The following is a 13,552-nucleotide window of genomic DNA, read 5'->3' on the forward strand; positions in this document are numbered from 1 at the left end:
ACTAGCTGCCGCGGTAGGTGGAGTAGGACCAGGGCGTCATCACCAGCGGCACGTGGTAGTTCTGCGTGGCGTCGGCGATGCCGAAGGCGATGACGATGCGGTCCAGGAAACGGGGGGAGGGCAGCGCCACCCCCATGCCTGCAAAATAGTCGCCGGCGAAGAACACCAGTTCGTACTGGCCAGGCTGCAGCGCGTCGCCTTCGAGCAGCGGCGCGTCGCAGCGGCCGTCCGCGTTGGTGTGCGCCGTCTTCAGCAGCGATCGTTCGTCGCCCTGCACGGCGTACAGCGCCAGCTTGACGCCGGCCCCCGGGCGGCCGTGCGCGGTGTCGAGGACGTGGGTGCTCAGTTTGCCCATGCGGTTCCCATATGCGAAGGATGAGTCGGAGTATCTGGGCGATCATATACCCTTGTGCTTCCTGCAATATATGATCGCCGATATACCTGCTCTCGAACCTGCCATGGACACCTACTCCGACTACCCGCGCGACCTGGCCGGCTACGGCCGCAACCCGCCCCATGCCCGCTGGCCCGGCGGGGCCCGCATCGCCCTGCAGTTCGTGCTGAACTATGAAGAGGGCGCCGAGAACTGCGTGCTGCACGGCGACACGGCCTCGGAAACCTTCCTGTCCGAGATCATCGGCGCCCAGGCCTTCCCGATGCGCCACATGAGCATGGAGTCGCTGTACGAGTACGGCTCGCGCGCCGGCCTGTGGCGGGTGCTGCGCCTGTTCGAGGAACGCGGCCTGCCATTGACGGTGTTCGGCGTGGCCATGGCGCTCAAGCGCAACCCTGATGCGGTCAGCGCCTTCCGCGAGCTGGGCCACGAGATCGCCTGCCACGGCCTGCGCTGGATTTCCTATCAAAACGTGGACGAAGCCACCGAACGTGCTCACATGATCGAGGCGGTGCGCATCATGCGCGAACTGACCGGAGAAGCACCGCTCGGCTGGTACACGGGACGCGACTCGCCCAACACCCGCCGCCTGGTGGTCGAGCACGGCGGCTTCGCCTACGATGCCGACCACTATGGCGACGACCTGCCGTTCTGGCAGCAGGTGGACGTGGGCGGGCGGCGGGTGCCGCACCTGGTCGTGCCCTATACGCTCGACAGCAACGACATGCGCTTCGCCGCCATGCAGGGTTTTAATTCCGGCACCCAGTTCTTCGACTACCTGAAGGATGCCTTCGACCTGCTGTATGCCGAGGGCGACCCGGATGGCCTGGACCGGCCGAAGATGCTGTCGGTCGGCCTGCACTGCCGCTTGGTCGGGCGCCCGGGACGGGCGCTGGCGCTGGCGCGCTTCCTCGATTACGTGCTGGGCCACGAGCGGGTCTGGGTCGCGCGCCGCATCGATATCGCGCAGCACTGGAAAACCGTGCATCCTTTCATAAAATGAATGGATGGCGGGATGCATGAGATATGCTTATAAATCGATAAGCAATATAAGAATTTTCTTATAAGTACCTTGGCGCCGGGTGGTAGCCTTCCGCCCTTGCTCGACCGAGAGGCAAACTGAGAGGCAACGATGCCAGACCCGATCCGATTCTATTACCGCGGCGCCCTGCGCGAAGTGCGCGATGCGCGCCCGACCCAGACCATCCTGCAGCACCTGCGCGAAGACCTGCACTGCACCGGCACCAAGGAAGGCTGTGCCGAGGGCGACTGCGGCGCCTGCACGGTGGTGATCGGTTCGCTGGAAGACGGCCAGCTCGCGCTCAAGGCGGTCAATGCCTGCATCCAGTTCACCCCCACGCTCGACGGCAAGGCCCTGTTTACGGTGGAAGACCTGCAGGCGCCAGGCGGCGAACTGCACCCGGTGCAGCAGGCCCTGGTCGAATGCCATGGCTCGCAGTGCGGCTTCTGCACGCCTGGCTTCGCCATGTCGCTGTGGGGCATGTACCTGAAGCAGGAAGGGCGCGCGCCGTCGCGCTGCCAGATCGACGACGCGCTCTCGGGCAACCTGTGCCGCTGCACCGGCTACCGCCCGATCATCGACGCCGCCCGCCGCATGACCGAGCTGGCGCCGGTGGCCTTCGACCGCGCCGCGCTGGCCGGCCGCCTGCAGGCCCTGCAGCGCGCCCACGGGTTGACGTATGAAGCGCAGGGCGGGCGCTTCCACGCGCCGCGCACGCTGGACGAACTGGTGCGCCTGCGCAGCGCCTTCCCCGATGCGCTGGTGCTGGCCGGTTCGACCGATGTCGGCCTGTGGGTCACCAAGCACATGCGCGAGCTGAACGACATCATCTATATCGGCCAGGTCGATGCGCTCAGGCGCGTCGAGGAAGGCGCGGACAGCCTGGAGATCGGCGCCGGCGTCACGCTGGAAGACGCCTACAACGCCATCTGCCGCCACTATCCGCTCGAACTGGGCGCATTGCGCCAGCGCTTCGCCTCGCTCCCGATCCGCCAGGCCGGTACCCTGGGCGGCAACGTCGCCAACGGCTCGCCGATCGGCGACTCGATGCCCTGGCTGATCGCGCTCGGCGCGCGCGTCATCCTGCGCGGCTTTGAGGGCGAACGCGCGCTGGCACTGGAAGACTTCTACCTCGGCTACCAGAAGAAAGACCTGCGCCCGGGCGAGTTCGTGCGCGCCGTGCAGGTGCCGCTGCCCAGGGCAGGCCTGCGCTTCCGGACCTACAAACTGGCCAAGCGTTTCGACCAGGACATCTCGGCCGTGTGCGCCGCTTTTGCCGTGACGCTCGACGGCGCCACCGTGCTCGATGCCCGCATCGCCTACGGCGGCATGGCCGCTACGCCGAAGCGCGCGGCAGCGGCCGAAGCCGCGCTGCGCGGGCAGCCATTCGACGAGGCGGTGCTGCGCGCCGCGATGGCCGCGCTGGCCCGGGACTACGCGCCGCTGAGCGACATGCGCGCCTCCAGCGCCTACCGCATGCAGGCGGCGCAGAACCTGCTGCGCCGCTTCTGGCTCGAGACCCGGGTCGACGATCCGCTGCCGGCCAGCGCCGTCAACGCCTTCGCGGCTGGCTGAAAGGACACATCATGAACGACGCAGGCACCCCCATCCTCGCCGAGCAGGCCGCTGCCCAGGTCAGCGAAGCGTGGACCGAAGTCGGCCGCCCACGCCCGCACGAATCGGCCGTGCTGCACGTGCTCGGCCAAGCCACCTATACCGACGACATCCCGGAACTGGCCGGCACCCTGCACGCGGCGCTCGGGCTGTCGAGCCGCCCGCATGCGCGCATCCTTGGCATCGAACTGGACGCGGTCGCGGCCAGCCGCGGCGTGCTGGCGGTGCTCACGGCGCAAGACATCCCCGGCCTGAACGACTGCGGCCCGATCATCCACGACGACCCGATCCTGACCGACGGCCTGGTCCAGTACGTGGGCCAGCCGATCTTCATCGTGGTCGCCGACAGCCATGACAACGCGCGCCGCGCGGCCCGGCTGGCGAACATCGACTACGAAGACCTGCCCGCCATCCTGACGCCGCAGGCGGCGCGCGCCGCCCAGTCCTTCGTGCTGCCGCCGATGCGCCTGGCGCGCGGCGACGCCGAGGCAGCGTTCGCCGGCGCCCCGCACCGCGTGCGCGGCGAGCTGCACGTGGGCGGGCAGGAACAGTTCTACCTCGAAGGCCAGATCGCCTACGCGATTCCGGGCGAGGACCGCGGCATGCACGTGTACTGCTCGACCCAGCACCCGAGCGAGATGCAGCACGTGGTGGCGCACGCGCTCGGCCTGCATTCGCACCACGTGACGGTGGAATGCCGCCGCATGGGCGGGGGCTTCGGCGGCAAGGAATCGCAGTCGGCCCTGTGGGCGGCGGCCGCGGCGATCGCAGCGGCGCGCTTGCGCCGCCCGGTCAAGCTGCGCGCCGACCGCGACGACGACATGCTGGTCACCGGCAAGCGCCACTGCTTCCACTACGAATACGAGGTCGGCTACGACGCACAGGGGCGCATCCTGGCCGCGCAGGTGGACATGGTCAGCCGCGCCGGCTATTCGGCCGACCTGTCCGGCCCCGTGGCCACGCGTGCCGTCTGCCACTTCGACAACGCCTACTACCTGTCCGACGTCGAGATCCGCGCCGCCTGCGGCAAGACCAATACCCAGTCGAACACTGCCTTTCGCGGCTTCGGCGGGCCGCAGGGCGCGATCGCGATCGAGTACGTGATCGACGAGATCGCGCGCCACCTCGGCCGCGACCCGCTCGACATCCGCCGCCTGAATTTCTACGGCAGGCAGGAGCGCAATGTCACGCCTTACGGGCAGGAGATCGTCGACAACGTGATCCACGAACTGGTGGACGAGCTGGAAGGCAGCAGCGACTACCGCGCCCGCCGCGCCGCCATCGAGGCCTTCAACAAGACCAGCCCGGTGCTGAAGAAGGGCCTGGCGCTCACGCCCGTGAAATTCGGCATCGCCTTCAATGTCACCCACCTGAACCAGGCCGGCGCCCTGGTGCACGTGTACGTGGACGGCTCGATCCTGGTGAACCACGGCGGCACCGAGATGGGGCAGGGCATCAACACCAAGGTGATGCAGGTGGTGGCGCACGAACTGGGCGTGGACCTGGAACGGGTGCGCGCCACCGCCACCAACACCAGCAAGGTCGCCAATACCTCGGCCACCGCCGCGTCCACCGGCGCCGACCTGAACGGCAAGGCGGCCCAGGACGCGGCGCGCACCATCCGTGAGCGCCTGGCGGCTTTTGTCGCCGGCCAGTTCGGCGGCGAAGCCTCGGAAGTGCGCTTCGCCGACGACACCGTGTTCGTCGCCGGCCAGGCATTGCGCTTCGGTGAAGTCGTGGCCAAGGCCTACCTGGCGCGGGTGCAGCTGTGGTCGGACGGTTTCTACGCCACTCCCGGCCTGCACTGGGACCCGAAGACCATGAACGGCCGTCCGTTCTCCTACTACGCCTATGGCGCGGCGGTGTCGGAAGTCGTGGTCGATACCCTCACCGGCGAATGGAAGCTGCTGCGCGCCGATGCGCTCTACGACGCCGGCAATTCGCTCAACCCGGCAATCGACATTGGCCAGGTCGAAGGCGCCTTCATCCAGGGCATGGGCTGGCTCACCACCGAGGAATTGTGGTGGAACGGCGACGGCGCCTTGAAGACGCATGCGCCCTCGACCTACAAGATCCCGGGCGTGTCCGACTGCCCGCAGGACTTCCGCGTGCGCCTGTTCAAGAACCGCAACGTGGAGGACAGCATCCACCGCTCCAAGGCCGTGGGCGAGCCGCCGCTGCTGCTGCCGTTCTCGGTGTTCTTCGCGATCCGCGACGCGGTGTCCAGCGTCGGCGGGCACCGGGTGCAGCCGCCGCTGAACGCGCCGGCCACCTGCGAGGAAATCCTCAAGGCGGTGGCCTTCGTGGAAGCGGCGCTCGCCTGATGGACGACTGGCTGCCCGGCGAGCTGCGCGCGCCGGCCGTCCTGGTGACGGTCGCGCGTGTCGAGGGTTCCGTGCCGCGCGAGCCGGGCGCGCGCATGCTGGTCGACGCGGCGGGCTTTCGCGGCACCATCGGCGGCGGCCACCTGGAGCACCGGGCGCTGGAGATCGCGCGCGCGATGCTGGCCGAAGGTGGGCAGGCGCGGCTGGAGCGCTTTCCGCTGGGGCCGAAGCTGGGGCAGTGCTGCGGCGGGATCGCGTGGCTGGCGTTTGAAATCGCGGATGCCGCGCAGCTCGCGCTGCTCGACAAGCGCCGCAACGAAGACACCTGGCGCATGGTGTTCGTAGGGTGGGCGGGTTTCCCGCCCACGCGTTCGACGAAAGATGGCATTGCGGCTGCGCTGCCGCCAGTTGAACGCGTGGGCGGCGAAGCCGCCCACCCTACGGCCTTGATCGACGGCAGCGGGCGCCTCCTCGCCGGCGCGGCTGTTCCCGCCTTCGACCGCAGCGCCGGCACCCACGTCTTCCCGGACGAGGCCGGCCGCCTGTGGCTGGTCGACGCGGTACTGGCCCCGCGTGCCCACCTGATGCTGTTCGGCGCCGGCCACGTCGGCGCCGCCATCGTGCGCGCCCTGGCCGACTTGCCCTGCCGCGTCACCTGGGTCGACGAGCGCGAGGACCTGTTCCCGGCCGGGCTGCCGTCCAACGTGACGGTCGAGGCCACCGACACGCCGCAGGCCCTTGTTGAAAAAGCGCCACAGGGAACCACCTTCCTGGTCATGACCCACAGCCACGCCCTTGACCTGGACCTGTCGCACGCGATACTGTCGCGCCCCGGCGCGCCTGAGCGCGACGCTTCGGCGGACTGGTTCGGCCTGATCGGATCGTGCACCAAGCGCCGCCAGTTCGAGCACCGCCTGCGCGAGCGTGGCATCGCCCCCGCGCGCATCGATACGATGGTCTGCCCGGTCGGCATCCCCGGCATCGAGGGCAAGGCCCCGGCCGTGATCGCGGCCTCCGTGGCGGCCCAGCTGCTGACCGTATGGGAAGCGGCGGCCCGCCAACCTGACGTTTCAACGGAATCACACTAATGTCCACCGCACCGCAAAACGTGCAAGCCTACCGTGCGAGCTTGCTGCACTTCCACGCCGACCCGGCCTTCGACGGCGACGCCCATGCCTGGCATGAAGACGGCCTGCTGGTGGTCGAGGACGGCCGCGTCAAGGCCGCCGGCGACCATGACGCGCTCGTCGGCACGCTGCCGCCCGGCGTGGTGCCGCACGACTACCGTGGCCAGCTGATCACCCCGGGTTTCATCGACACCCACCTGCACTACCCGCAGACCGACATGATCGCCTCGCCCAGCGAGGGCCTGCTGCCCTGGCTGGAGACCTATACCTTCCCGACCGAGCGGCGCTTTTCCGACCCGGTCCATGCGCGCGCGACCGCCGAGTTCTTCCTCGACGAGCTGCTGCGCTGTGGCACCACCACCGCGGTCGTGTACTGCACCGTGCATCCGGAATCGGTCGAGGCCTTTTTCGACGCCAGCGAAGCGCGCAACCTGCGCATGGTGGCCGGCAAGGTGCTGATGGACCGCCACTGCCCGGACTTCCTGCGCGACCTCGAAGGCGGGGTGGGCGCGAGCGCCGCCCTGATCGAGAAGTGGCACAAGCGCGGCCGCCAGCTGTACGCGATCACGCCGCGCTTCGCGCCGACCTCGAGCGACGCCCAGCTGCACGCGACGGCCGAGCTGGCGCGCAGCTATCCAGACACCTTCATCCAGACCCACGTCTCGGAAAACAAGGACGAATGCGAGTGGGTGGGCGAACTGCACCCGCAGGCGCGCAGCTACCTCGACGTGTACGAGCGCTTCGGCCTGATGCGTCCGCGCGCGCTGTTCGGCCACTGCATCTGGCTGGACGACGAGGACTTCGCGCGCATGGCGGCCACCGGCTCGGCGGCGTCGGTGTGCCCGACCTCCAACCTGTTCCTGGGCAGCGGCCTGTTCGACTTCGAGCGCGCCGACGGGGCGCGCACCCTGCTGTCGCTCGGCACCGACGTCGGCGCCGGCACCTCGTTCTCGATGCTGCAGACCATGAACGAAGCCTACAAGGTGGCGCGCCTGAAGGGCAGCCACCTGCCGGCCCTGCGCATGTTCTACCTCGCCACCTTGGGCGCGGCGCGTGCCATGGACCTGGAAGGCACGATCGGCAGTTTCAAGCCGGGCGCGGAAGCGGACTTCGTCGTGCTCGACCCGAAGTCGACGCCGCTCCTGGCGCGCCGCACGGCGCAGCTGGAGTCGCTCGAGGAACTGCTGTTCGCGCTGGCGCTGCTGGGGGACGACCGGGCGATCCGGGCGACGTATTCCGGTGGGGCGCTGGTGCATGTCCGTCGCGCCTGAGCTTGTAGGGTGGGCGGGTCTTCCCGCCCACGCGTCCAAGCTGCGCTGGCACTGACTGAACGCGTGGGCAAGGAACTTGCCCACCCTACGCCATGCGTACGACCCTGCGATATTGCCAACGCTAACCCAAGCGTATAGAGTTGCGCGGTTCCCGCCGGCACTTGCCGACGCTCAACCTGCACCAGAAAGTCCCGATCCATGATCAATACACCGAGTGGCAGCCTGCTGCCGCGCCTTGCCCTGGCCCTGGCTGTCGCAGCCAGCCCGCAGGCCCTGGCCAAGGGCCCGGCCAAGGCCAATGCCAACGAAGCCGCCACTGCCCGTCACTACGCGGGCCTGATCGCCAGCGAGCCGAAACTGTCCGAGCTGACCCTGTTCTTCACCCGCATGCCCAAGGGCGGCGACCTGCACCACCACTATTCGGGTTCGGTGTACGCCGAGTCCTATGTCGACTTCCTCGACAAGCAGGGCTACTGCGTCAACCGGCAGACCTACCGGATCGAAACGAAGAAGGAAGTGGTCGAGGCCGAACGCGCCAAGCCGGCCGCCGAGCGCAGCTGCCTGTCCACGGCCGAGGTCTATGCCGACGACCACAGCTACCGCGAGCTGCTGCAGCGCTGGTCCACCAAGGATTTCCATAACCACGGGGCGCTGCAGCCGCCGCCCGACCGCGCCTTCTTCCAGACCTTTGGCTACTTCGGCCCGGTCTCGAACGCGAACTTCCGCGAAGGCCTGCAGGAGCTCAAGCGGCGCGCGATCCTGGAAAACGTCAGCTACATCGAAACGATGTTCAAGATGTCGCCCTTCGTCGTGAACAAGGAATTCGACGCCCAGGCCTGGCAGAACGCGCAGGACGACAAGGCCTTCGACGCCCAGATGGGTGCCTGGCTGGCGGTGCTGGAGCAGGATGCGGGCTTTCGCAAGTCGACCGAGGACTTCGTCAACAAGATCCATGAAGCGGCCGAAGGCATCGACGACGAGCGCTTCACCATGCGCTACCAGACCTATGTGGTGCGCCTGATGAATCCCTCGCAGGTGTTTTCCTCGATGGTGTCGGGCTTCAAGGCCGCCACCATGAGCGACAAGATCGTGGGCGTGAACATCGTCGGCCAGGAGAGTACCATGGTCGCGATGCGCGACTATGCGCTGCACATGAAGATGTTCCGCTTCCTGAAGTCGCGCTTCCCGGAAGTGAAGGTGGCCCTGCACGCCGGCGAGCTGGCGCTGGGCGACGTGCCGCCGGAAGGCCTGAAGTTCCACATCGACCAGGCCCTGGTGGTGGCCGGCGCCAACCGCATCGGCCACGGCATCGACCTGGCGCACGAGACCAACGCGCCGGCCATCATGGCGAAGATGCGCAAGGACGACGTGCCGGTCGAGATCAACCTGACCTCGAACGCCTTCATCAGCGGCATCGAAGGCGCCAACCATCCGGTCACCCTGTACCGCAAGTACGGCGTGCCCTACGTGATCTCGACCGATGACGCCGGCGTGACCCGCCACACGCTGACCAATGAGTACGTCCTGTTCGCCAGCCGCTACAAGCCGGACTATGCCGAAGTGAAGAGGGCGTCCTACAACAGCATCCGGTATGCTTTCCTCCCAGCAGCAGAAAAAGCGCGCCTGAGCCGCCAGCTCGACGAACGCTTCGCCCGCTTCGAGGACGAGGTGGCCAGCATGGCCAAGCAGGGCGCCAAGTAAGGACGCGCTTTCCCGCCAGCTTGCCTTGGCGAAGGGCCCATCCGGTGACGCGGCGGATGGGTCATCCTTGCTCCCACGCGTCAGTCAAAAATTGATATTAGTGCATTTTTTGTGGTCTGCTCGCCACAGATCGCCGAGCTCCCTCAACGCTTTGGCGAAAAAACTTATCTAAATATTTCATAAAAGTATCACTTCCGTATAATCGCGCCTTGTGATTTGCCCGGAAACATCGTCCTCCACTCCAAATTCCCCCCTTTTTCCATGTATTTATAGGCTGTTGCTATAAATTTGCTTGGAAAAACGTATTTGTAGGATGGTGGAAGCTCATGCATATTTATTGCTGTTAACAAATATGCTTGAAGTTTTGGTAAGGACGTGCGGGTGACATGTCACGGCGATGAAAGATTTCCTTCCGATAATCGCCGCTGCATGACGGTCAACGATGCCGTTTCCGGCAAGAGGGTTGCAGTACTTGTGAAGAGGAACGTCTCCCGGCGTTCGATAACTATTAAGTCTATTTTGGGGTTTTAACAATGATCACTCAGAAACAGATCCGGCTGACCAAGCTGGCCCTGGCTTTGTCGATTGTGCTGTCCGCTTCGCCGGCCATCGCACAGAACACCACCTCCGCCGTCAGCGGCCGCGTCGCTGGCCCGGACGGCAAGCCAGTCGCAGGCGCCCAGGTCACCATCCGCCACACCGAGTCCGGTTCTGTCAGCACGGTCACGACCGACGCCGAAGGCCGCTACACCGCGCGCGGCCTGCGCGTCGGCGGTCCGTTCACGATCACCATGGCCAAGGACGGCAGCGTTGAGACCATCAACAACGTCTTCACCACCCTGGCTGAAACCTCGAATGTGGACGGCACCCTGGGCCCGAAAGTGGCGGTCGTGAACGTGACCGGCCAGGCCCGCTCGAACACCTTCAACAGCGCCAACATGGGTTCGGGCACCAACCTGAACCGTGCCGACCTGGCAGCCCACGCATCGATCAACCGCAACCTGGCCGACTATGCACGCCAGGATCCGCGCCTGTCGCAGACCGACAAGGACCGCGGCGAAATCTCGGTCGGTGGCCAGAACTCGCGCTTCAACTCGATCACCATCGACGGCGTGTCGATCAGCGACACCTTCGGCCTGGAATCGAACGGCCTGCCGACCAACAAGCAGCCGATCTCGATCGATTCGATCCAGTCGGTGCAGGTCAACGTCTCGAACTACGATGTGACCCAGAAGGGCTACACCGGCGCCAACATCAACGCCATCACCAAGTCGGGCACCAACGAGTGGCACGGCAGCGTGTATCACGTGTTCCGCAACGACAAGCTGGCCGGCGACCGCTACAACGCCACCGACGACAGCTACACCGCCCCTGCGCCGTTCAAGGAAAACACCACCGGCCTGACCGTCGGCGGCCCGCTGATCAAGGACAAGCTGTTCATTTTCGCCAGCGCCGAGAACACCAAGAGCTCGCGTAACTCGCCGGAATACGGCCCGCTGGGCAGCAGCTTGACCAACGTCGGCATCACCCAGTCGGCGATCTCGAGCCTGCAGAACATCGCCAAGTCGAAGTACGGCTTCGATGCCGGCTCGGCCGACGTGCCGACCGGCTTCGAGTTCGAGGTCGAAGACCGCCTGGTCAAGTTCGACTGGAACATCAACGACAACCACCGCGCCAGCCTGCGCTACCAGAAGACCAAGCAGTCGGAGCCGCAGTTCTCGGGTTACTCGACCAGCGGTATCGCACTCGATTCCTACCTCTGGACCGAAGGCAAGAACATCGAGTCGACCGTGGCCCAGGTGTTCAGCGACTGGACCCAAGACTTCTCGACCGAGTTCAAGCTGTCCAAGCGCGAGTCGGGCAAGGACAACGCCAACAACGCCACGCTGCCGTCGATGGCACTGAGCTTCCCGGGCCCGCTGCCGGCAGGCACCTCGAGCGCCGTGCGTACCGGCACCCGCTTCATCAACTTCGGTACCGAGGCGAGCCGCCAGTTCAACACCCTCGACACCACCACCTGGGACGCCTACGCCGGCGCGACCTGGATCAAGGGCGACCACGAGATCAAGTTCGGTGCCGACTACCAGCGCAACGAGATCTTCAACGCCTTCCTGCAGAACGTCAACGGCACCTACACCTTCGGTTGCGTGAACACCAGCGCGACCTACACCTACACCTTTGGTGCCGTCAACTGCTCGACCTCGCCGGCCGATGTGATCGAACGTGCCGTGCTGGAAAACTTCTCGCGTGGCCGTCCGTCGCAGTACATCGCGCAGATCGCACGTCCGGGCTACACCAAGATGGACGCAGCCGCCATCTGGACCCTGGCCAATACCGGCCTGTTCCTGCAGGATAACTGGCGGATGAACGACCGCCTGACCCTGACCTACGGCGTGCGCTACGACAAGGCCGGCACCAACGACCGTCCGCTGCGCAACACCGCCGTGGCCGCGGCGCGCGTCGCCGGCACCTATAACAGCAATACCAGCGCCCTGGTCCGCGAAACCGGCGGCTTCGGCATGGACAACACCGTCACCATCGACGGCGACGACCTGATCCAGCCGCGCTTCGGCTTCAACTACCGCCTCGACACCCAGCGTCCGACCCAGATCCGCGGCGGCTTCGGCCTGTTCTCGGGCTCGGCACTGAACGTCTGGCTGGGCAACCCGTTCGCCAACGCCGGTATCGCGACCTACTCGGTCGGTTGCGGCCGCGACAGCTTCGCGTCCTGCGGTACCACGGAAGGCATCTTCAGCCCGGATCCGGACAACCAGAAAGCCATCGCCGGCACCCCGCCTGCGGTCGCCGTCGACCTGCTGGCGCCTGGCATCAGCCAGCCGTCGGTGTGGAAAGCCAACCTGGCGCTCGACCATGAACTGCCATGGTACGGCCTGGTCCTGGGCCTGGAATACCTGCACACCAACGTCAACAAGAGCATCTACTTCCAGAACCTGAACCTGGGTGCAGCGACCCGCGTTGGCCCGGACGGTCGTCCGCTGTTCTGGACCGAGCAGGGCTACACCGCCTCGTGCGCCAACGGTACCGGCGGCTTCAACAGCACCGGCGCCTGCGCTGGCTTCCGCTCGCGCGCCCTGTCGAACGCGGCCTACACCAACGTGATCGTGGCCCGCGAAACCAGCAAGGGCGGCGGCAACCTGGCAACCCTGTCGCTGAGCAACGGCCGTTCGCGTGGCCTGCGCTGGACCGCAGCCTACACCTGGACCGATGCCACCGAGGTCAGCAACCTGAGCTCGTCGACCAGCAACTCGAACTGGACCGGCCGCGCAAGCTTCGATCCGAACGAGGAAGTGGCCGGCAAGTCGGCCTACATGATCCGCGACCGCGTGACCCTGTCGCTGGCATGGGACAAGGCCTTCTTCGGCGCCTACAAGACCAGCTTCGGCATGTTCTATGAAGGCCGCAGCGGCAAGCCGTACAGCTGGACCTTCAACAACGACATGAACGGCGACGGCGTCAACTCGAACGACCTGATGTACATCCCGAAAGCCTTCGGTTCGGGCGAGGTCATCTTCCGTGGCGACACCGCGACCAGCAAGGTCAACGAGCAGAAGTTCTGGGACGTGGTCAACAACGAGAAGGACCTGCTGCGCGCCGCAGGCGGCGTGATCGGCCGTGCCCGTAGCCAGGGACCGTGGGTCAACAGCTTCGACATGCGTCTGAGCCAGGAAGTCCCGGGCCTGTTCAAGGGTCACAAGGGCGCGATCGTGTTCGACTTCATGAACGTCGGTAACATGATCAACAAGCGCTGGGGCCGTATCAACGAAGTCGGCTTCGCCAGCGCAGGCGGCAACTCGCGCAGCTTCGTGGACTACGCTGGTATGCAAGACGGCAAGTACGTCTACCAGGTCCGCGAGCAGGTCGAGGACTACGTGACCAAGCAGTCGAAGGGCGAATCGCAGTGGGCAGTGCAGGTCACCGCTCGCTACGAGTTCTAAGCCGCGTCTGAACGCGCTCCGTGTCGGTGCATGATGCGCCGACACGCAAGACGGCCGGTGGCGACACCGGCCGTTTTTCATTGATTGAAGGCCTTGTCTCCCACGTCCCCTGTCCCGTGCCTGTCCCCGTAAAGATGGCGGGCC

General features: G+C 66.1%; 8 protein-coding genes. 7 read left to right on the forward strand and 1 reads right to left on the reverse strand.

Going from position 1 to position 13,552, the window contains the following annotated elements; all coding sequences use genetic code 11:
• Window position 1: 1 nt before the first annotated feature.
• Window positions 2-355: a hydroxyisourate hydrolase gene (uraH, locus tag LE190_RS14560; RefSeq protein WP_225239377.1), complete on the reverse strand. Its 354-nt coding sequence runs from the start codon at window positions 353-355 to the stop codon at window positions 2-4.
• Between the two features lie 103 nt (window positions 356-458).
• Here uraH and puuE point away from each other — a divergent pair, with 103 nt between their 5' ends.
• The 7 genes from puuE (at window position 459) to LE190_RS14595 (ending at window position 13,408) form a co-directional block, all read left to right on the forward strand.
• The gene (puuE, locus tag LE190_RS14565; protein WP_225239378.1) at window positions 459-1,397 is read left to right on the forward strand and encodes an allantoinase PuuE; all 939 of its coding nucleotides are present in this window, start codon (window positions 459-461) and stop codon (window positions 1,395-1,397) included.
• A 129-nt stretch (window positions 1,398-1,526) separates the two neighbouring features.
• On the forward strand, window positions 1,527-2,990 hold the full coding sequence (xdhA, locus tag LE190_RS14570; protein ID WP_225239379.1) for a xanthine dehydrogenase small subunit: 1,464 nt from the start codon (window positions 1,527-1,529) through the stop codon (window positions 2,988-2,990).
• A gap of 11 nt (window positions 2,991-3,001) precedes the next feature.
• Entirely contained in the window at window positions 3,002-5,353 is a 2,352-nt protein-coding gene (xdhB, locus tag LE190_RS14575) for a xanthine dehydrogenase molybdopterin binding subunit (protein ID WP_225239380.1), read from the forward strand.
• A complete protein-coding gene (xdhC, locus tag LE190_RS14580; protein ID WP_225239381.1) occupies window positions 5,353-6,441 on the forward strand; it encodes a xanthine dehydrogenase accessory protein XdhC in 1,089 nt (362 codons plus the stop codon). The genes xdhB and xdhC overlap by 1 nt, the downstream gene beginning before the upstream one ends.
• Window positions 6,441-7,751 (forward strand): guanine deaminase, encoded by a 1,311-nt coding sequence (guaD, locus tag LE190_RS14585; RefSeq protein ID WP_225239382.1) that lies wholly within the window; start codon window positions 6,441-6,443, stop codon window positions 7,749-7,751. Before xdhC ends, guaD begins: the two co-directional genes overlap by 1 nt.
• A 198-nt stretch (window positions 7,752-7,949) precedes the next feature.
• Complete coding sequence (locus tag LE190_RS14590; protein ID WP_225239383.1) at window positions 7,950-9,452, forward strand: amidohydrolase family protein; 1,503 nt, start codon at window positions 7,950-7,952, stop codon at window positions 9,450-9,452.
• A 533-nt stretch (window positions 9,453-9,985) separates the two neighbouring features.
• Window positions 9,986-13,408 carry a TonB-dependent receptor gene (locus LE190_RS14595; RefSeq protein ID WP_225239384.1) on the forward strand — a complete coding sequence of 1,141 codons (3,423 nt, stop codon included), beginning with the start codon at window positions 9,986-9,988 and terminating at the stop codon, window positions 13,406-13,408.
• Window positions 13,409-13,552 lie beyond the last annotated feature (144 nt).

This window comes from Massilia hydrophila, assembly GCF_020208145.1.
Taxonomy (GTDB): domain Bacteria; phylum Pseudomonadota; class Gammaproteobacteria; order Burkholderiales; family Burkholderiaceae_D; genus Telluria; species Telluria hydrophila.

Bases quoted from the DNA above. Each gene is read 5' to 3' on its own strand.
- uraH (WP_225239377.1), bottom strand. From the start codon at position 355: ATGGGCAAACTGAGCACCCACGTCCTCGACACCGCGCACGGCCGCCCG.
- puuE (WP_225239378.1), top strand. From the start codon at position 459: ATGGACACCTACTCCGACTACCCGCGCGACCTGGCCGGCTACGGCCGC.
- xdhA (WP_225239379.1), top strand. From the start codon at position 1,527: ATGCCAGACCCGATCCGATTCTATTACCGCGGCGCCCTGCGCGAAGTG.
- xdhB (WP_225239380.1), top strand. From the start codon at position 3,002: ATGAACGACGCAGGCACCCCCATCCTCGCCGAGCAGGCCGCTGCCCAG.
- xdhC (WP_225239381.1), top strand. From the start codon at position 5,353: ATGGACGACTGGCTGCCCGGCGAGCTGCGCGCGCCGGCCGTCCTGGTG.
- guaD (WP_225239382.1), top strand. From the start codon at position 6,441: ATGTCCACCGCACCGCAAAACGTGCAAGCCTACCGTGCGAGCTTGCTG.
- LE190_RS14590 (WP_225239383.1), top strand. From the start codon at position 7,950: ATGATCAATACACCGAGTGGCAGCCTGCTGCCGCGCCTTGCCCTGGCC.
- LE190_RS14595 (WP_225239384.1), top strand. From the start codon at position 9,986: ATGATCACTCAGAAACAGATCCGGCTGACCAAGCTGGCCCTGGCTTTG.